The following is an 18,508-nucleotide window of genomic DNA, read 5'->3' on the forward strand; positions in this document are numbered from 1 at the left end:
GCGAGACAAAAAGGCGGGTCGTCCGCCGACCCCGCCGCGACCGGTCCGCTCCCTCCCGCGGTCGCCGCGGTTCGCGCCGAATCGGAACCATTTAAGCCGGTGTCGGTACCGATCCCACACGGATGAAACTTCACGAGTATCAAGCGAAGTCTCTCTTCGCGGACGCCGGGATCCCTGTTCCGGACTCCCGGCTCGCGACGAGCGTCGAGGACGCGCTCGACGCCGTCGACGAGATCGGCTACCCGGCCGCGATCAAAGCGCAGGTCCACGTGGGCGGCCGCGGCAAGGCCGGCGGGATCAAGATCGCGACCGACCGCGAGGAGGCCGAGCAGTACGCCGACGAGATCCTCAGGATGGACCTCAAGGGGTACACGGTCGACCAGGTCCTCGTCGAGGCGGGCGTCGACTTCGTCGACGAGCTGTACGTCGGCGTCACGATGGACCGCGCCGAGGGCAAGCCGGTCCTGATGGTGTCGACCGAGGGCGGCGTCAACATCGAGGAGGTCGCCGAGGAGAACCCCGACGCCATCGCTCGCGAGCACGTCGACCCCGCGTTCGGGCTCCACCCGTACCAGGCCCGGAAGGTCGTCTACGAGGCCGGCGTCGACGCCGACGTGGCGCTCGACGTGGCGTCGATCCTCTCGACGCTGTACGAGCTCTACGAGGAGAACGACGCCTCCGAGATCGAGGTCAACCCCGTCATGATCACGAGCGACCGCGACGTGATCGCGGCCGACGCCGTGATGAACATCGACGAGGACGCGCTGTTCCGCCAGCCCGACCTCGCCGACATGGCCGAGGAGTCCTACGAGGACGACCTCGAACGCAAGGCCGGCGAGTACGGCTTCGACTACGTCCGCCTCTCCGGGAACGTCGGGATCATCGGCAACGGCGCCGGGCTCGTGATGACGACGCTCGACTTAGTCGACTACTACGGCGGCGCGCCCGCCAACTTCCTCGACATCGGCGGCGGCGCGAAGGCCGAGCGCGTCGCGAACGCGCTCGATATGGTGTTCTCCGACGACAACGTCGACGCGGTCGTCTTCAACATCTTCGGCGGGATCACCCGCGGCGACGAGGTCGCGAAGGGGATCAACGAGGCCCTCGAACAGTTCGACGAGATCCCGAAGAAGGTGGTCGTCCGGCTCGCCGGGACGAACGCCGAGGAGGGGATGGAGATTCTGAACACCGACCTCGTCGAGGTCGAGAAGACGCTGGAGGACGCGGTCCAGCGCGCGGTCGCGAACGCCGAGGAGGTGACCCAATGAGCATTTTCGTCGACGACGACACCAGAGTGGTGGTCCAGGGGATCACCGGCGGGGAGGGCAAGTTCCACGCCGGACAGATGATCGAGTACGGAACCAACGTCGTCGCCGGCGCGGTGCCCGGCAAGGGCGGCCAGGAGGTCCACGGCGTTCCCGTCTACGACACCGTGGACGAGGCCGTCGAGGCCGAGGACGCGGACGCCTCCGTGATCTTCGTGCCGCCGGCGTTCGCCGCGGACGCGGTCTTCGAGTCGCTCGACACGGACCTCGACCTCGCGGTCGCGATCACCGAGGGCATCCCGACCCAGGACATGGCGAAGGTGAACAAGCGCCTCGGCGAGACCGACACCCGCCTCATCGGCCCGAACTGTCCGGGGATCATCACGCCGGGCGAGGCGAAGCTCGGCATCCTGCCGGGGAACATCTTCTCCGAGGGTAACGTCGGGCTCGTCTCCCGCTCCGGCACGCTCACCTACCAGGTCGTCGACAACCTCACCGAGCGCGGGCTCGGCCAGTCGACCGCCATCGGCATCGGCGGCGACCCGATCATCGGCACCTCCTTCGTCGACGCCCTCGAGGCGTTCGAGGCCGACCCCGACACCGACGCCGTCGTGATGTGCGGCGAGATCGGCGGGGAGGACGAGGAGCAGGCGGCGAGGTTCATCGGCGAGCACATGGACACGCCGGTCGCCGGCTTCATCGCCGGCCGCACCGCGCCGCCGGGCAAGCGCATGGGCCACGCGGGCGCCATCGTCTCGGGCTCCGGGACGGGCACGGCGCAGTCGAAGATCGACGCGCTCAACGAGGCCGGCGTCCCCGTCGGCGACACCCCCGAGGAGGTCGCCGACCACGTCGAGGACTTCCTGTAAAGACGACTCGACCCTCTCTGCCTCGTTTTTGTCGTTCGAGACGGGTAGCGGTCCGATTTTCAGTATCGGTAGCCGGGGCGAAAGCTAAAATTACTGGTAGTGTAACACGTACGCATATGAATTCAGGTCCCGACGACCCGCCGACGGACGTCGACTCGGCCGCCGCAGGCGCGTCGGGACCGACCGACGCCGGCAGTCGCGTCCTGTTCGTCGACGACGAACCCGGCGCGGCGGACCTCGCCGCCACGCACGTGGAGCGCCTCTTGGACGGCGTCGAGACGGTCACCCGGATGTCCCCGGAGGCGGCGCTCGACGTCGTCCGGAGCGAGCGCGTCGACTGCGTCGTCAGCGACTTCGACATGCCGGGAAAGGACGGGCTGGCGTTCCTCGAAGCGGTCCGCGAGGTCGACCCCGGCCTCCCCTTCGTGCTGTTCACCGGGAAGGGGAGCGAGGAGATAGCGAGCGAGGCCATCTCCGCCGGCGTCACCGACTACCTCCAGAAGGGCGCCGGCAAGGACCGCTACGAGATGCTCGCCAACAGCGTCGCGAACGCGCTCGGCCGGCGGCGCGCGGAGCGCGACCTCCGCGACGTGAACGCGAAGGTCACGGCGATCCACGAGTTCGCGACGGCGCTGGCATCCGTGAGCGACGTCGGGACGGTGTTCGACCGCACGGTCGACGCGGCCGAGGACATCCTGGAGTTCGACCGCTGTGTCACGGCCCGCCGCCGCGGCGACCGGGTCGTCCCCGCCGTCCTCTCCGATAGCGTCACCGAGGACGAGGTCCGGACGTTCGACGTCGGCGAGGGCGTCGTCGGGACCACGGTCGCCGAGCAGGAGACGATAGTGGTCGACAACCTCAGCGTCGACCCCGCCGACCCGGACGAACTGGAGGACCCCGCCTCCCCGGGGCGGACCGTCGGCGGGACCGACCGACGCGAGGGCTCGGACGTCGCGGACCCGGTCGCCGACGACATCCGGTCGGCGATCAGCGTTCCGATCGGGTCGCATGGGGTGTTACAGGCGGTCTCGAACGGCTACGCCGCGTTCGACGACCGAGACGTCGAGTTCGCGGAGCTGCTCGCGTCCCACGCGGCCAACGCCATCGAGCAGATCGAGACGGAGACCGCGCTCCGGACCGAGCGCGACCGCCTCGCCGCGCTGTTCGAGAACCTCCCGCTCCCGATGGCCAGGACCGTCGTCGACGAGCGGGGCGAGCGGACGCTCGCGGAGACGAACGACGCGTTCGTCGACACGTTCGGGTACGACGCCGCGGACTCGTCGTACGACGAGGTGGTGGAGGGGATAATGTCCCCCGAGGCGGAGCGGTTCGACCACGACGCGCTGATCGCCGCCGACGAGCCGACCAGGCTAGAGGTGCAGCGGCGCGCGACCGACGGGATGCGGAGCTTCATCCTCCACGCGATTCCCGTCGTCCAGCCGGAGGAGTCGGTCGTCTACTCCATCTACGCCGACATCGACGAGCACAAACGCGTGGAGCGGACGCTGCGCCGGCTCCACGCGACGACCCGCGAGATGTTCGGCGGCGACGACCGCGAGGAGGTCGCCGCGGTGGCCGCGCGCGCCGCCATCGACATCCTCGGGTTCCCGAACAGCGGCGTCCGGCTGTACGACCCCGAGGCGAACGTGCTCCTCCCGACGGCGATAAGCGAGGAGGCGACGGCGGCCTTCGGCGACCGACCCCCGTTCGGGCCGGGCGACGGCCGCGTTTGGGAGGCGTTCGAGTCCGGCCAGCCGATCGTCGTCGACGACCTCGACGCGGTCGACACCGCGGTGGGGTACGGCGACCTCCGGAGCCTCCTCGTCGTGCCGCTCGGCGAGCACGGCGCGATGCCGCTCGGGTCGCGCGAACCGGGGTTCTTCGACGAGACCGACCTCCAGCTGGCGCGCGTCCTCGCCGCGAACGTCACCGTCGCGCTCGATCACGCCGAGCGGACCGAACAGCTCCGCGACCGGGACGCCGCGCTCCAGCGCGAGATCGACCGCTTAGAGAAGTTCGCCGGCCTGGTCTCGCACGACCTCCGGAACCCGCTCAACGTCGCCGCCGGCCGGACGGACCTGGCGCGCTCACTGAGCGACGACGAGGCGGTCCTCGGCGAACTCGACCGGGTCGAGGACGCCCACGAGCGGATGAGCCAACTGATAGACGACCTGCTCGCGCTGGCGCGGCAGGGCCGGACGGTCGACGAACTCGAGTCCGTCCCGCTGAAGGAGGCGGCCGAACGGGCGTGGCGCACGGTCGACACGGGTGACGCGACGCTCGACGCGGCCGACGCGTCGTCGACCGTCGAGGCCGACCCGGAGCGGCTCCGCACGCTGTTCGAGAACCTGTTCACGAACAGCGTGGAACACGGTTCCACGAGCAGTCGGACGGAGTCCGACGACAGCGTCGAGCACGGCTCGAAAAGCGACACCGAAGGCGACGACGGACTCACCGTGACCGTCGGCTCCCTCCCCGACGGGTTCTACGTCGCGGACGACGGGGCCGGGTTCGGAATCGACCCGCAGGAGGCGACGGAGTACGGCCGGTCGAGCACGGAGCGTGGAACCGGATTCGGCCTCGCGATCGTGCGCGAGATAGCGGCCGCACACGGCTGGGAGCTCTCGATCGAGGGCGAGGACGGCGCTCGCTTCGAGTTCAGAAACCGAACCGCTATATAAAAACCCGGTTGCCGTGCGCCGGCGGCGCACAGGCGGGCCACGGTTATGCGCGAATCGCCACTGTATGTAACGTATGGACGAAGGAACCCGCGAGCTGCTCGAACCGCTCCCGCCGAGCGCAAAGCTGGTCTACTACGTGCTCGACGCGGAGGGCCGGTTCGACCAGACCGGCCTCGCCGAGGAGACGCGCCTCTCGACGCGCACCGTCCGGTTCGCGGTCGAGAAGCTCACCGAGGTCGGCCTCGTCGAGGAGGGCCTGTGCCCCCGCGACGCCCGCCGCTCCGTCTACCAGGCTGTGCCGCCCGCGGAGCGCGACCCCGTCGACGAGCCCGAGGCGACCGCCGACTCCGCCACCGAGGCCGACGCCCCGGCCGCCGCGGTCGCCGAGGACTGAGCCCGGTCCGCACCGCCGCCGAACCGACGCCGACCGCTACCGCACCGCCGCCGAACCGACGCCCGGATCCGTCGCGCTTTTGCCCCCGCGACCGGTAGTGAGCGCACTCCGATGGCGACGTACCACATCGAAACCTACGGCTGTAGCTCGAACCGGGGAGAGAGCCGGGAGATCGAGCGTGCCCTCCGCGACGGCGGGCACCGACCGGCCGACGGCCCCGACGACGCGGACGTCGCCATCCTCAACACCTGTACCGTCGTCGAGAAGACCGAGCGCAACATGCTCCGGCGCGCGGAGGAGCTGGCCGAGACGACGGCCGAACTCGTCGTCACCGGCTGTATGGCGCTCGCGCAGGGCGACCTGTTCGACGATGCGGACGTCGACGCCGAGATCCTCCACTGGGACGAGGTCCCCGAATACGTGCTCAACGGAGAGTGCCCGACGGTCACGCCCGACGCGGAGCCGGTCCTCGACGGCGTCGTCGGCATCCTCCCCATCGCGCGCGGCTGTATGAGCAACTGCTCGTACTGTATCACCAAGTTCGCCACCGGTCGCGTCGACTCCCCCTCGGTCGAGGAGAACGTCGAGAAGGCCCGCGCCCTCGTTCACGCCGGCGCGAAGGAGATCCGCGTCACCGGCCAGGACACGGGTGTCTACGGCTGGGACGACGGCGAGCGGAAGCTCCCGGAGCTGCTCGACCGGATCTGCGACATCGACGGCGACTTCCGGGTCCGGCTGGGGATGGCGAACCCCGGCGGGATCCACGGGATCCACGAGGAGCTGGCCGACGTGTTCGCCGCGAACGAGGAGCTGTACGACTTCATCCACGCGCCGGTCCAGTCCGGCTCCGACGACGTGCTCGAGGACATGCGCCGGCAACACCGCGTGGAGAAGTTCCGCGAGATCGTCGCGACGTTCGACGACCGGCTCGACCACTGGACGCTCTCGACGGACTTCATCGTCGGCTTCCCCACCGAGGACGAGGCCGACCACGAGCTGTCGATGGACCTCCTCGCCGAGGTCCGCCCGGAGAAGATCAACGTCACCCGCTTCTCGAAGCGCCCCGGCACCGACGCCGCCGACATGAAGGGGCTCGGCGGGACGGTCAAGAAGGAGCGCTCGAAGGCGATGTCCGAGCTGAAGATGGAGGTCGTCGGCGAGGCGTACGAGTCGATGGTCGGCGAGACGTTCGAGGCCCTCGTCGTCGAGGAGGGCACCGGCGACTCCGTGAAGTGCCGCGACGGCGCCTATCGACAGATAATCGTCCAGAACGCCGCCGAGCGCGGGGTCGAGGTCGGCGACTTCGTCACGGTCGAGGTCACCGGGCACAACACGGTGTACGCGTTCGGCGACCCCGTGATGCCCGGGCGCGACCCGGTCGACGGCGACGTCGAGCGGGACGACCGGCCCGAGTCGACGACCTCGTCCGCGTAAGGGTCGGAGGCACCTCGCTCTCTCCGGCCGATGCGGGGTTCAGGCGGACTCGTCCGCCTCGGGATCCGCCGTTCCGGCGGCCGCGACGTCCGGGTCCCCCCACATCGCGGCCCGTTTTGCCCGTCTCCTGAGTTCGGCGGCCTCCGGGACGGGCCCGCTCGGGCCGTCGTATTCGGGGCGGTCCGGGAGCCGGATCCGGACGACGGTCCCGCGCGGGTCGTTCTCCGCGAACTCGACCGTCCCGCCGCCCCGCGTCACCGTCCAGTAGATCAGCCACAGCCCCAGCCCCTCGGTGTGTTCGAGCGGCGTCTCCTCGGCGTTCCGAAGCGTCTCCCGCTCGGTCGCGGGGAGGCCGCGCCCGGTGTCCGCGACGACGAGGGTCGTCGCGTCGCCGTCGCGTCCCACGCGCACCGTGACGGTCACGTCGTCCCCGTTGTGCTCGACCGCGTTCCGGAGCGCCTCCTCGAACGCGAGCGGCAGCGACGGGTGTGCGCGGACGATGCGCCGGTCCGGTAGCTCCGTCTCGATCGCCGCCTCGGGGTCCTCCGCGGTCACCCGGTCGACCCGCTCCCGAACGAGGGGCACGAGGTCGAACGACTGGAGCGACTCGGTCCGCCAGATCGACGCGATGCGGCGGGTCCGCTCGCTCGTCTCGGAGAGCTCCGACAGGTGGTCGCGAACGATCGCGGCGCGCTCCGCGATTTCCGCGTCGTCCTCCACGTCCTCGATCCCGTCGAGGTAGCCGAGCGCGACCGACAGCTCGTTCCGGATGTTGTGTCGCAGCACGCGGTCGTTGATCGAGAGCAGGGTCGCCAGCTCCTGGGCCTCGGCGAGCTGCTCGTCGGCCTTCACCGCGTACGGCCCCGCCCGGGACCCGACCGCCCCGCCGAGGCTCGTGGCGAACGCGATAAGGAAGGAGAGCTTGAACGCGTGGTGGTCGAGCAGCCAGATGAGCCAGACCACGCCCGCGAGCGAGGCGAACGAGAGGGCGGTGAGGGCGGCGATCCGGACCGCTCGCCACTGCCCGGGCGGGGATATCCCCCAGTCCGGCAGGTCGTACACGGTGTAGAAGACGAACCCGGAGAGCCCGACGATCAGCGCCGATTCGAGCAGCGCCCCCACGTCTCCCCCCTGTAACGCCAGGTGACCGACGCCGAGGCCGGCACAGAGCGTGCCGAGCGCGCCGAACCCGACTCGGGGGGTGACGAGGGAGGCCATCGGGACCCGTACTCCGCCACGAAGCTTATGGGTTTCCCAGCGGGGCGGGCGCGACGGCCGGGATCAGCCGTCGTCGTAGATCATCTTCAGCCGTCGTCGTAGATCATCTTCAGCCGTCGTCGTAGATCATCTCGACCTCGTCGGCGAACCGGTCTAAGATGTTCCGCCGCTTCTTCTTCATCGTCGGCGTGAGCAGGTCGTTCGCCTCGGTGAACTCCTCTTCGACGAGGCGGAACTGCTTGATCTTCTCGTAGGACTCGAACTCCTCGTTCACGCGGTCGACCTCTGTCTGGATGCGCTCCCGGACGCGGTCGTCGCGGCAGACCGCCGCGCGGTCCTCGGGGAGGTCGACCCCGTTCTCGTCGGCCCACGCCGCCACCCGCTCGAAGTTCGGGACGATGAGCGCCGAGACGAACTTCCGGCCGTCGCCGAGGACGACGCACTGCTCGACGAACTCGTTGGCGGCGAAGCGGTCCTCGATCGGCCCCGGGGCGACGTTCTTCCCGGTCGAGAGCACGAGCAGCTGCTTGGCGCGCTCGCGGAAGGCGACGTACCCGTCCGGGCGGAGCTGGACGATGTCGCCGGTGCGGAACCACGGCTCCGCGGCGGCCTCCGCGTCGTCCCCGTCGTCCGACCCGTCGCCGTCGACGCCGATGCGCTCGTCGGCGGGGGTCCCGGCGGTCACGGCGTCGGGCGGGAGATCGTCCGCGTCGACGAACGCCTCCGCGGTCGCGTCCGGTCTGTTCCAGTAGCCGTCGGTCACCTGCGGCCCCCTGACGAGCAGCTCGCCGACGTCGCCGGCGAGGTCGGCAACCTCCTCGCCGACGACGGAGCCGTCGATCGCTATCTCGGTGTCGACCACCGGCGGCCCGATGGTGCCGACCTTCGGCTCCTCGGGCGGGTTGACGCTGATGACCGGCGAGGTCTCGGTCAGCCCGTACCCCTCCAGGATCGGAAGGTCCATCGCGTGGTACAGCGCGCACAGCTCGGCCGACAGCGACCCGCCGCCCGAGATGAAGAACTCGATGTTGCCGCCGATCGCCTCGCGGACCGACGAGAAGACGAGCCGGTCGGCGATCGCCCGCTTGGCGTCGAGCAGGGCGCCGGGATTGTCGGCCTCGTGGTGGGCGCGCCCCACGTCGACCGCCCACTCGAAGATGCGCTCCTTGACGGGCGACTCGCTCGCCTGCTCGCGGATCGCGTCGTACAGCTTCTCGTAGACGCGCGGGACGCTGGTCGTCGTCGTCGGGCGCACGAGCCCGAAGTCCTCCCGGAGCGTGTCCGGGCTCTCGGCGTACGCGACCGTCGCGCCCGCGGCGAACATCATGTAGTGGCCGGCCATCCGCTCGAAGACGTGCGCGAGGGGGAGGAACGAGAGCGTGGTCGACTCCGCGGAGATCCCGGGGACCGACGGGTCGCGGTCGGGCCGATCGGCGAAGCGCCGGTAGCACTGCGAGACGTTGTCGCGGAAGTTCGCGTGCGTCAGCCGGACGCCCTTCGGCTTCCCGGTGGTCCCGGAGGTGTAGATGAGGCTCGCGAGGTCGCCGACCTCGACCGCGTCGACCCACCCCTCGTAGGCCGCCTCGTCGAACGCCTCGGCGCCGAGTTCGTGGACTTCGCCGAGGCCGTACACGTCGTCGAGGTCGTCGGCCTCGACCGCGTCGCCGTCGACCTCGTCGACGGTCACTATCGCGTCGAGGTCGTGGTCGAGGTCGTCGCGCACCGCGAGCACGTCTTCCAGCATCTCGCCGTTCTCGGCGACGACGACCGTCGCTTCCGGGTCCTCCAGCAGGTAGCGCAGCTGGCTCGGCGACGACGAGGCGTACACGGTCGTCACGACGGCGCCCGCGGCCAGCGCCGCGAAGTCGGTCTGGGCCCACTCCATGCGGGTCTGCGAGTACATCGCGACCCGCGTGTCGCCGTCGACGCCCAGCTCGCGGAACCCGGCCGCGAGGTTCCGGACGATCCCGCGCATCTCGGCGTACGTCAGGTCGGCGTAGTCGCCGGCCGGCGCCGGCGGAACCACCCCGGCAGCGACGAGCGACCGGTCGTAGGTGCCGCCCTTGTACCGCTGGGCGATCCGGTCCGCGTGCCGCTCCGCGGTGCGCTCGAACATCTCGGGGAGCGTCTCCCGGGCGATGGCCTCGTCCGTGAACGCTCGTTCCGCCGCTTGCCAACTCATACACCCTCAGTCCCACCCTACCATCATAAACAAACCGGTAGTTTGTAGTTTCTCGCCGCGACCTCTTCCGCCTCTCGCGTCGGCAGTCAGTCGCTACCGGCGATCCGCCTGCCGACGCGGTCCCTGTCCGCGCGGACGTCGTCGGCCATCTCCGCGATCTGCGCCAACACCGGGTAGCGAGGCCCGTCCTCGGCGCCGTAGAGGTAGTCGTGGAACGGGTGGTCGCTCTCGCCGTCGAGCGGCGACTCCGGGGTCAGCGGCGGGTCGTCGAGCGAGCGCTGCCGGTCGGCGGCGAGTTCGTCGCACTCCCGCTCCAGCTCCGTCAGCCGGTTCCAGACGTCGATCGCCGCGCCGGTCTCGCCCTCGGACCGGATCCCGTCCAGGTGGCCGACCAGGCACCGGCGGCGGCGATCTATCGCCGACAGCGCCGCCTCGCAGTCGTCCAGTTCGTCGATCTCCGTCCCGATCGCGTCGGCGAGCCGCTCGCGCGCGTCCGCGGCGCGCCGGCTCCGGTCGACGAGCGCCGACTGGGCGCCGCTCGACAGGGCGCCGTCGGTCGCCAGCGCGGTCGCCGCGTCGGGCCCGAGCTCGGCCGCCAGGCTCTCCGCGGGCGTCTCGTCGTACTCGGCCCGGTAGTGCGGCAGCGACAGCACCGTGTCGCGGTACGCGGCCATCACCCGCCTGAGGGTGACGCTCCGGCCGCTCGGCCCCCCGCCCGGCGGGCCGCCGCCGTCGCCGTCGATCCGACGGAGGGCGCCGGCCGGTACCCCGGTCGGCGTCGCGTCCGCCGCGACGGAGACCGCGTCGATCTGCGCCACGCGGTCGGCGAACGACTCGAACGCGTCCCGCTCGTCGAGGACGCGGCGGCGCTCGCGACGGCAGGCGGACTCGGCGTCGCGCACGTACGCGAACGCGAGCAGCGCGAGCACCCCGACGAGCGCGATCGCCGTGACGACCCCCGGCTCGGTCGCGATCGCGCCCAGCTCGCACCAGCCGCTCGAACACCCCTCCGTCAGTCCCCGATCGGGGATCTGGAACACCGCCGCCGAACCCGGCTGAACAGTCATTTGGGTCTGTTAACACGGTACACACACAAAGCGCTTTGGTCTCGTCGGCGGCGTTGGCCGGGTTACGGCGGTTTCTGTCCCGGATCCGGGGTCAGTTCCGGACGCCGTCGTCGGTGATCACGGTGTCGATCATCCCGATCGGCGTGGCGTCGTAGCTCGGGTTCTCGATCTCCACGTCCTCGACGGGCTCGCGCATCACCTCGACGGCGTCGCGGAACTCGTTTTCGAACCGGAACTCCTCGATGGTCTTCGCGCCCGAGCCGACCGCGGTGACGGGGACGCCGAGCTCGCGGGCGGTGACGACCAGCGGGAACGTGCCGATGCGGTTGTAGTAGGTCCCGCCGGTGATACAGGTGATCCCCAGCAGGACGCGGTCGCAGTCGCGGAGCGCGTAGCCCATCGCGCTGTCGACGACCATCCGCGTCTCGACGCGCGACATCCCGGCGAGGACGCGCGCGGTCTTGCGCCCGAGGGTCCGCGGGCGCGCCTCGGTGACGTAGACGGTGAGGTGAGCGCCGTCGCGGGCGGCGTCCTCGATGGCTTCGAGCACGGTCGTCGAGTAGTCGTGGACGAGCAGCGTGTCGCCGTCGTCGAGGTGTTCGGCCGCGTTGGCGGCCGCCTCCCCCTTGGCCGTCTCGATGTCGTCGACCACGCGGGCGATCACGTCCTCCAGCAGCTGCTTCGCGCCCTCGACGCTCGTCGCCTCGCCGACGATTGAGCGCTCGACCTCGCGCATCGCGTTGTGGAGCGCCGCGTGGGAGGGGTTCGAGCGGCGCAAGACGCCCGCGTTGTGTTCGAGGTCGCGCTCGAACTCGTCGACGGTCACGTACTCGCGGTCCAGCAGGTCCGCGAGCGACCGCGTCGCCTTCACGGCCACCGCGGACGTGCTGTGGGTCCGCATCGCCCGGATCTCGGCGACGGTCTCGTCGATCATGCCCCAACGGTCGACCGCGCTCGTAAAAGGGGTTCCGGGGACGCGTCGGCGCGCCGACTATTCGAGCCCGAGACGGTCGGTCGCGCGCGGCACGCACCCCGCCTCGGGCTCGACGTACGAGTAGTGGTCCGCGACCAGGTCGGTGACGTCGACGTCGACGTAGCCGTCCGGCGTGGTCGCCGACGCCGGGAGCCCGTCGTGGCCGACCGCCCGGGTCCGGTCCGACGCGCGGTACACCCAGCCGAGCACGCGGTCGTTCCGGCTGTGGAAGTTGTAGACGGGGGCGTCGAGCGCCGCGATCGCCTCGCCGTACCGCCCGTCCGCCGCGGCGCTCTCGTCCGGGATCGCGCCGCCGAACAGCGACGCCGAGGCGAGGACGCCCGTCCGCCCGCGGGCCGCGAGCTCCCGAAGGGTCGCCCCCGTCACGCGGGCGCCGAGCGAGTGGGCGAACAGGTGGACCGGGCGGCCGTCCGCGTCCGCCCACGCCGTCAGCCAGTCCGCGAGCGGCACGGCGTTTGCGTCGGCGGTCTCCTTCGCCGGCCCCCAGTCGACGTTCGACGCCCACGAGTAGCCGATCACCGGGCGGGCCTCGTCGACCGCGGCGTCGCCCTCTGCCGCCGCGTCGGTCCCCGACTCCTCGCCCGTCGCCGCGGCGAGCGCGAGCCGAGCGGTGTACGCCTGGTCGCGCGCCGACTCGGCGTCCGCGCCCAGCCCGTGGACGTACAGGACCACGGAGCCGGCGCCGTCGAAGCCCCACGACCCCGAGCGCTCGGTCGGGTCGTCGGCGTCGAGGCGCCCGCGCGTCGACACCATCGGCTGCGTCTCCGGCGCGTCGTACCCGCCGAAGTCGCCGTCGAGCGCGTTCGCGACGTAGAGGCCGCCGCCGCCGAGGAGCCCGACGCCGCCCGCGACGCCGTAGAGGAGTCGGCGTCGGGTGACGAGGCCGCCCGCGTCGTCGTGCGCGCGCTCCGTCGCGCCCGGGTCGGTCGATCCGCCCGCGTCGTCGGCGCCGTCCCGCGAGGTGTTGGAGGAGATACCGATCCGTCGCCCCGGACGATCAAATAGCTGACGCGGCGGCGACGGCTGTTTATCGGTCGCTCCCCTACGTGGGGTATGAGCTACCCGGTCACGTACTACTGTCCCCACTGCGGGACGCTCGTCGCGCTCGAACGCGAGGGGTACCTCGCGGACAAGTCGGTGACCCCGTACCCGCTGGAGGGGTGGACGTACGTCGCGCCGACGGAGCCGTTCGACGCGGAGGCAGGCGACGGCGGTGCGGACGGCGACGAGGATGGCGAGGACGGCGAGGACGCGGTCGAGGCCGACGGCGTCCGGTTCGTCTGCGGCGAGAGCGACGGCGTCGACTGGGACCCCCACGACGGCGTCCGCGGCACCGACGTGGGCGGCGACGAGCCGTATCGGGAGCCGGACGCGGACGGCGTCGGCTGCGGCGAGCCCTTCTACCTCTCGTTCGTCCGCTACGAGGAGGGCCGCGAGGTCGACCCCCGAGCGGAGTCTGAGCCCGTCGCGATCAACCCCGACCCGCGCCCGAGCGGGCCCCGCGGCCCGTCCGGCCCCGGCGAGGCCGGCGGGCCGAGCGACTCTGACGGCGGCTTCTGGTGACTACGTAGTTGTCTCCTTATGGACTAATGACCACGACTCGGCGGTGAACACCTCCAAGGCCCCAGCCGGGCGGACGGCGCACGCTCGCTGTGCGCCTCGCTCGCTCGCTCACTTCGTTCGCTCCCTCGCTGCGGTGCTTACATCGCCTGCGCCGTCCGCCCGGCTGCCCCTTTGAGTCCCGCCCGACCGCGACCGTACCGCAGCCTCACTCCTCCCCAGCCTCGCGGTTCGCGCTCTTCGAGCGCTCACCGGCTCCCTCGCGCGTGCTCCTCGCGGCCGCCTTCGGCGGCCACTCGGAGGCACGCGCCACCGCCTCTTTCAGCTGTGCGAACCATCTCGCAGCGTCACGAAGGTTCCCGAGCCGAACAGCCAAACGCCTTAAACGGTGAGCGAGTAGGCCGGGACATGGAGAGCATCAACCGGACCGCGATCGAGCTGGTCGACGAGGCGCTCGATTTCGCCGGCGAGCTGGACGTCGTCGGCTACGAGCTTGACAACGGCGCCACGGTCGTCGACTTCGGTGTCGACGCGGCCGGCGGCGTCGAGGCGGGACTGCTGCTCGCGGAGATACAGACGGCCGGGCTGGCGAACCTCCAGACCCGGATGGGCGAGCTCGCGGGCGCGCCCCGCCAGTACGTCGAGCTGTCGACCGACCACCCCGCGGTCGCGCTGCTGTGCTCGCAGAAGGCGGGCTGGGAGATCACGACCGAGGACGGCTTCGAGGGGCTCGGCTCCGGGCCGGCGCGCGCGCTGGTCGGCCGCGAGACCGAGTTCGAGCGCGTCGGCTACTACGACTCCTCGGAGTTCGCCACGCTGGCGGTCGAGTCGACGGCGCTCCCCGACGAGGCGGTGGCCGAGCAGGTCGCGGAGCTGGCCGAGGTCGACGCCGACGGCGTGTTCCTCCCGGCGTTCGCCACCGGCTCGACCGCGGGCTCCGTCACCACGGCGGCCCGCGCCGCCGAGCTCGCCGTCTTCCGCCTGCTGGAGATCGGCTACGAGCCCACGGACGTGCTCCACGCCTCGGGGTCCGCGCCGCTCGCGCCCGCGACCCGCGACGAGACGGAGGCGATGGGCCGGACGAACGACGCGCTCGCGTACGGCGGCGAGGTCCACCTCCAGGTCGCCCGCGACGACGACCGCTTCGACGAGATCGTCTCGACCGCCGGCGAGGAGTACGGGACGCCCTTCGTGGAGGTGTTCGAGGACGCGGACTGGGACTTCTACGACGTGCCCGAGAGCGTCTTCGCGCCGGCGCAGGTCACCGTCGACGTGGTCGACGGCCCCGTCTACACCGTCGGCGAGACCGACGAGGAACTGCTCGCGGAGTCGTTCGGCTACCGCTGAGACGAGCGAGCGCCCACACCGCCCAGAATCCCGTGCGACTCAAGCCCGTCCCCGACCCCCCGCCCGACCTCGACGCGCTCCGCGAGTACCAGCGGGCGGTGCCGCTCGTGCCGGGCGACACGGACGACTGCTGCGCGCGGCTCCGGCGGCGCCGCGACCTCCCCGACCGGCAGACGGCGAACGACTGGCTCGCCTTCCTGCGCGCGCTCGACCTGGTCGAGGAGACCCCGCGCGGCTTCGTCCGCGCCGACGCCGAGCCGACCCCCGAGCGCGTCCGCGAGGGGCTCCGCGAGGGGGTCCTCCTCGTCCCGGAGGCGCTCGCCGCGCTGCGGGAGGCCTCGCCGGAGGCCCCCCTGACGCCCGATGACCTCTTCGCGGCCACCCGCGACCGAGTCCCGCGCCACGACAGGGCCCGCAATCCCGACTGGGAGGCCGCGTGGCGCGACCGCGCCGCCCGCCTCCTCGGGTGGCTCGCGCTCGTGGACCTCGCCGCGCCGGTCGGCGGCGACCCGGACGCGACGGAGCGGTCGGAGGGGCCTTTGACAGACGACGGGTACGTCGCCGGCGACGCGCTCTGATCCGGTCAGAGCGGGCTCCGACCCGTCTCGTCGTCCCCCGCAACAAGCCTTTTACTCGCCCCCGGAGAGGGTCACGCATGGGACGCTTCGACGGGCGCACGGTCCGCTACGAGCCGACGAGCGTCAAGGACCTGCTCGTCGAGATGAAGGACACGGCGGAGCTCCTGATCGACCTGTCGTACTCGGCGGTGCTCCACGGCAGCCCGACGGTCGCACACGAGGTCGTCGAGCTCGAACACCGGATGGACGTGCTCCAGCTGCGCGCCCGGATGAGCCTGATGCTCGCGGCGCGGAACCCGAGCGAGGCGGAGACGCTCGCGCCGGTCCTCGGCGTGATCGCCGCCGCCGATAAGGTGGCCGACGCCGCGGGCGACATCGCCAAGATCGTCACCGAGGAGATCGGCCTCCCCGACGCGATGCGGGGCGCGCTCTCCGCCGGCGTCGAGACGCTCGTCCGCGGGACCGTGGCGGGCGAGTCCGCGTACGCCGGCCGCACGCTCGACGACATCGACCTCGAATCGCGGACCGGCGTCCGCGTCATCGCCGTCCGGCGCGACAAGGACTGGATCCTCAACCCCGGACCGACCACCCGACTGAAGCCGGGGGACGTGACGCTGCTTCGCGGCCCCGAGGCCGGCGTCGCGGACGTCTTCCCCGAGCTGAGCGGCGACCCGTACGAGCCGGAGCCCGAGGCCGAACCGGGGATCGACGACCTCGAACGCGCCGTCGGCTCGATCGTGTTGATGAAGAACCTCTCGGAGCTCGCGGTCGACCTCGCGTACGGCTCCGTCCTCTTCGACAACGAGGAGCTGGCGGAGGAGGTGAGCAACCTCGAGGTCGAGGTCGACGCGCTCCAGTCGCGCTTCGAGGCGTGGACGCTCCGCGCCGCGGCCGAGGCGGACGACCCGGTGTCGCTGCGCGGGCTCATCCACCTCGGCGTCGCGACCGAGGAGATCTCCGACGCCGCGCTGGCGATCACCGAGGGGGTCCGCCGCGACCTCGACGTCCACCCGGTCGTGGAGATGGCGGTCCAGGAGTCCGACGAGATCATCACCCGGACCGAGGTCGGCGCGGGGAGCGACCTCGACGGGACCGCGGTCGTCGACGGCGTGCCCGCGACGGACATCTCGACGAGCGTCCTCGCGATCCGGCGCCCGGACGACGGCTGGCTGGTCGGTCCCGACATCGACACCACCCTCCGGGGCGGCGACGTGATCATCTCGAAGGGGACCCGGACCTCGGCGGAGGAGTTCCATGCCCTCGCGGCGTGAGGGCGGGGAGCGAGCGGAGGCGACGCCTTCGGACCCGGCTGCCCTCGCGCGGGCCTACTACGACGCGCTCGACGCGGGCGAGTACGACCGGCTCGCGTCGCTGCTCGATCCGGACTTCGTCCAGCGGCGCCCCAACCGGACCTTCGAGGGACGCGAGCGCTTCGTCGCGTTCATGCGCGACGAGCGGCCGAACACCGACACGACGCACGCGGTCGACGGCGTGTACCCGTCCGGCCCCGGCGTGGCCGTCCGCGGGCGACTGCTCGACGCCGACGGCGAGGTCCTGTTCGCGTTCGTCGACGTGTTCGACGCGGCGGGCGGACGGCTGACCGCGCTGGAGACGTACGCGGCGGCGGACGACTGAGCCCCCCCCCTCACCAGGCCGCGCGCAACACGCCGAGGATCCCCGCCGCGGTCGCGTCGAGGTCGGCCGGCGCGCGCTCCATCGGCGGGTCCTCGGCGACGAACTCGGCGATCGCCGGGAGGTCCGCCTCGTCCGTTTCGGGGAGGTCTCGGAGCCGGCTCGGCACGTCGAGCGCGTCGCGGACGTCGGCGACCGCCTCGACCACGTCCTCGGCGATCGCGCCGTCGTCGCGCCCGTCGGTCGGGACCCCCAGCCCGGCCGCGAGCGCCCGGCGGCTCCCGTCGACCTCGTCGAAGAGGTACGCCAGCGCGTGCGGCGCGACGACCGCGTGGATCGCGCCCTGCTGGACGTCGTAGCGCCGGGCGAACCCGTGCCCGAACGCGTGGATCACGCTGATCTTGCGGTCCAGTTGGACGAGCAGCGACCCCACCACCGCGCGGTCCGTCGCGTCCTCGCCGCCCGGTCGGTCGCCGGCCACGCGGGGCAACGCGTCGGAGAGGAGCCGGAGCCCGTGGACCGCGGCCGCGTCGCTCACTGGGTCGGCGTCGCGGGCGTACGGCGTCTCGATCCCCTTGTCGAAGCCGTTCATCGCCGACCCGGCCAGCACCGAGGTCGGCGTCGTCTCGAACAGCGCCGGGTCGGCCACGTCCGCGATCGGCCACGCGCCGCTCCCGCTGACGGTCACCGGCTGGCCGGTCGGCGACTCGTCGGCGGAGAAGATCTCCAGCGACCCGCCCGTGGATACGTCCGCGCCCGCGAACGTCGTCGGCACGGCGACGAACGGGACCGCCGGACCGCTCTCGGGCGCGAGGTCGCCGAGCGCCTCCGCCCCCGCCTCCGCGTCGTCGCGGAGGTCGTCGAGGTCGCGGCCGTCGGCGGCGAGCAGCGTCGCCTGCCGCGCGACGTCGAGGCTCGCGCCGCCGCCGACCGCGACGAGGACGTCGGCCCCGACCTCGGCCCGGGCGTCCAGCAGGTTGTAGGCGGTCTCGACGCGCTTGTCGGGGGTGGTTCCGTCGAAGACGCCGGCGAGCCGGTCGCCGAGCCCGGCCCGTATCGGGTCCATCAGCGCGTCGTTCGCGCCCGTGTTCGAACCGCAGACGACCAGGGCGTCGTCGAGGCCGCGCTCGGCGAGCCAGCCCCCGAGGTCGGCGATTCGCCCCCGTCCGTACCGGATCTCGCAGCCGCGGTGAACGTGTTCGAAGGAGTCCGCGATCGGTAACATTCGGCGATCGGTACGCGGGGACGCGGCTTGTAACTGTGGGAACGCTACCCACACTCCGGCGC

At 71.7% G+C, this 18,508-nt stretch carries 16 protein-coding genes; 10 read left to right on the forward strand and 6 right to left on the reverse strand.

The window, feature by feature from the left end; all coding sequences use genetic code 11:
* Positions 1-122 precede the first annotated feature (122 nt).
* The 5 genes from sucC (at position 123) to HPS36_RS13690 (ending at position 6,643) form a co-directional block, all read left to right on the forward strand.
* The gene (sucC, locus tag HPS36_RS13670) at positions 123-1,268 is read left to right on the forward strand and encodes an ADP-forming succinate--CoA ligase subunit beta (protein WP_173230569.1); all 1,146 of its coding nucleotides are present in this window, start codon (positions 123-125) and stop codon (positions 1,266-1,268) included.
* Positions 1,265-2,134, forward strand: coding sequence for a succinate--CoA ligase subunit alpha (gene sucD / locus HPS36_RS13675; protein WP_137716306.1), 870 nt, complete (start codon positions 1,265-1,267; stop codon positions 2,132-2,134). The genes sucC and sucD overlap by 4 nt, the downstream gene beginning before the upstream one ends.
* 116 nt (positions 2,135-2,250) lie before the next feature.
* On the forward strand, positions 2,251-4,815 hold the full coding sequence (locus tag HPS36_RS13680) for a hybrid sensor histidine kinase/response regulator (protein WP_173230570.1): 2,565 nt from the start codon (positions 2,251-2,253) through the stop codon (positions 4,813-4,815).
* A 73-nt stretch (positions 4,816-4,888) separates the two neighbouring features.
* The gene (locus HPS36_RS13685; protein WP_121564606.1) at positions 4,889-5,209 is read left to right on the forward strand and encodes a helix-turn-helix domain-containing protein; all 321 of its coding nucleotides are present in this window, start codon (positions 4,889-4,891) and stop codon (positions 5,207-5,209) included.
* Between the two features lie 111 nt (positions 5,210-5,320).
* Positions 5,321-6,643 (forward strand): tRNA (N(6)-L-threonylcarbamoyladenosine(37)-C(2))-methylthiotransferase, encoded by a 1,323-nt coding sequence (locus tag HPS36_RS13690; protein WP_173230571.1) that lies wholly within the window; start codon positions 5,321-5,323, stop codon positions 6,641-6,643.
* 39 nt (positions 6,644-6,682) lie between these two features.
* Here HPS36_RS13690 and HPS36_RS13695 read toward each other — a convergent pair whose 3' ends face one another.
* The 5 genes from HPS36_RS13695 to HPS36_RS13715 all read right to left on the reverse strand — a co-directional run bounded on the left by HPS36_RS13695 (position 6,683) and on the right by HPS36_RS13715 (position 12,857).
* Positions 6,683-7,861 carry a sensor histidine kinase gene (locus tag HPS36_RS13695; protein ID WP_173230572.1) on the reverse strand — a complete coding sequence of 393 codons (1,179 nt, stop codon included), beginning with the start codon at positions 7,859-7,861 and terminating at the stop codon, positions 6,683-6,685.
* 109 nt (positions 7,862-7,970) lie between these two features.
* Positions 7,971-10,043 (reverse strand): AMP-dependent synthetase/ligase, encoded by a 2,073-nt coding sequence (locus HPS36_RS13700; protein ID WP_173230573.1) that lies wholly within the window; start codon positions 10,041-10,043, stop codon positions 7,971-7,973.
* Positions 10,044-10,129: 86 nt separating this feature from the next.
* Positions 10,130-11,110, reverse strand: coding sequence for a DUF7260 family protein (locus HPS36_RS13705; protein ID WP_173230574.1), 981 nt, complete (start codon positions 11,108-11,110; stop codon positions 10,130-10,132).
* A 91-nt stretch (positions 11,111-11,201) separates the two neighbouring features.
* Positions 11,202-12,044: a translation initiation factor eIF-2B gene (locus tag HPS36_RS13710; RefSeq protein ID WP_121564616.1), complete on the reverse strand. Its 843-nt coding sequence runs from the start codon at positions 12,042-12,044 to the stop codon at positions 11,202-11,204.
* A gap of 57 nt (positions 12,045-12,101) precedes the next feature.
* A complete protein-coding gene (locus tag HPS36_RS13715; protein WP_173230835.1) occupies positions 12,102-12,857 on the reverse strand; it encodes a DUF726 domain-containing protein in 756 nt (251 codons plus the stop codon).
* A gap of 300 nt (positions 12,858-13,157) precedes the next feature.
* Here HPS36_RS13715 and HPS36_RS13720 point away from each other — a divergent pair, with 300 nt between their 5' ends.
* From HPS36_RS13720 to HPS36_RS13740, 5 genes are all read left to right on the forward strand, one after another.
* Positions 13,158-13,667 carry a hypothetical protein gene (locus HPS36_RS13720; protein ID WP_173230575.1) on the forward strand — a complete coding sequence of 170 codons (510 nt, stop codon included), beginning with the start codon at positions 13,158-13,160 and terminating at the stop codon, positions 13,665-13,667.
* A 405-nt stretch (positions 13,668-14,072) separates the two neighbouring features.
* Positions 14,073-15,011 carry a methenyltetrahydromethanopterin cyclohydrolase gene (mch, locus tag HPS36_RS13725; RefSeq protein WP_173230576.1) on the forward strand — a complete coding sequence of 313 codons (939 nt, stop codon included), beginning with the start codon at positions 14,073-14,075 and terminating at the stop codon, positions 15,009-15,011.
* A 32-nt stretch (positions 15,012-15,043) separates the two neighbouring features.
* Positions 15,044-15,589: a hypothetical protein gene (locus tag HPS36_RS13730; RefSeq protein WP_173230577.1), complete on the forward strand. Its 546-nt coding sequence runs from the start codon at positions 15,044-15,046 to the stop codon at positions 15,587-15,589.
* Positions 15,590-15,666: 77 nt separating this feature from the next.
* Entirely contained in the window at positions 15,667-16,860 is a 1,194-nt protein-coding gene (locus tag HPS36_RS13735; protein WP_173230578.1) for a potassium channel family protein, read from the forward strand.
* Positions 16,844-17,224, forward strand: a complete 381-nt coding sequence (locus HPS36_RS13740; RefSeq protein ID WP_173230579.1) for a nuclear transport factor 2 family protein — start codon at positions 16,844-16,846, stop codon at positions 17,222-17,224. Before HPS36_RS13735 ends, HPS36_RS13740 begins: the two co-directional genes overlap by 17 nt.
* Before the next feature lie 10 nt (positions 17,225-17,234).
* On the opposite strand, the gene HPS36_RS13745 is transcribed toward HPS36_RS13740, so the two are convergent.
* The gene (locus HPS36_RS13745) at positions 17,235-18,446 is read right to left on the reverse strand and encodes an iron-containing alcohol dehydrogenase family protein (RefSeq protein ID WP_173230580.1); all 1,212 of its coding nucleotides are present in this window, start codon (positions 18,444-18,446) and stop codon (positions 17,235-17,237) included.
* Positions 18,447-18,508: the final 62 nt, after the last annotated feature.

It is taken from the genome of Halorubrum salinarum, from assembly GCF_013267195.1.
GTDB classification, from domain to species: domain Archaea; phylum Halobacteriota; class Halobacteria; order Halobacteriales; family Haloferacaceae; genus Halorubrum; species Halorubrum salinarum.

Bases quoted from the DNA above. Each gene is read 5' to 3' on its own strand.
- HPS36_RS13695 (WP_173230572.1), bottom strand. From the start codon at position 7,861: ATGGCCTCCCTCGTCACCCCCCGAGTCGGGTTCGGCGCGCTCGGCACG.
- HPS36_RS13705 (WP_173230574.1), bottom strand. From the start codon at position 11,110: ATGACTGTTCAGCCGGGTTCGGCGGCGGTGTTCCAGATCCCCGATCGG.
- HPS36_RS13710 (WP_121564616.1), bottom strand. From the start codon at position 12,044: ATGATCGACGAGACCGTCGCCGAGATCCGGGCGATGCGGACCCACAGC.
- HPS36_RS13745 (WP_173230580.1), bottom strand. From the start codon at position 18,446: ATGTTACCGATCGCGGACTCCTTCGAACACGTTCACCGCGGCTGCGAG.
- HPS36_RS13700 (WP_173230573.1), bottom strand. From the start codon at position 10,043: ATGAGTTGGCAAGCGGCGGAACGAGCGTTCACGGACGAGGCCATCGCC.
- HPS36_RS13715 (WP_173230835.1), bottom strand. From the start codon at position 12,857: ATGGTGTCGACGCGCGGGCGCCTCGACGCCGACGACCCGACCGAGCGC.
- HPS36_RS13690 (WP_173230571.1), top strand. From the start codon at position 5,321: ATGGCGACGTACCACATCGAAACCTACGGCTGTAGCTCGAACCGGGGA.
- HPS36_RS13685 (WP_121564606.1), top strand. From the start codon at position 4,889: ATGGACGAAGGAACCCGCGAGCTGCTCGAACCGCTCCCGCCGAGCGCA.
- HPS36_RS13740 (WP_173230579.1), top strand. From the start codon at position 16,844: ATGCCCTCGCGGCGTGAGGGCGGGGAGCGAGCGGAGGCGACGCCTTCG.
- sucD (WP_137716306.1), top strand. From the start codon at position 1,265: ATGAGCATTTTCGTCGACGACGACACCAGAGTGGTGGTCCAGGGGATC.
- HPS36_RS13735 (WP_173230578.1), top strand. From the start codon at position 15,667: ATGGGACGCTTCGACGGGCGCACGGTCCGCTACGAGCCGACGAGCGTC.
- HPS36_RS13680 (WP_173230570.1), top strand. From the start codon at position 2,251: ATGAATTCAGGTCCCGACGACCCGCCGACGGACGTCGACTCGGCCGCC.
- HPS36_RS13720 (WP_173230575.1), top strand. From the start codon at position 13,158: ATGAGCTACCCGGTCACGTACTACTGTCCCCACTGCGGGACGCTCGTC.
- mch (WP_173230576.1), top strand. From the start codon at position 14,073: ATGGAGAGCATCAACCGGACCGCGATCGAGCTGGTCGACGAGGCGCTC.
- sucC (WP_173230569.1), top strand. From the start codon at position 123: ATGAAACTTCACGAGTATCAAGCGAAGTCTCTCTTCGCGGACGCCGGG.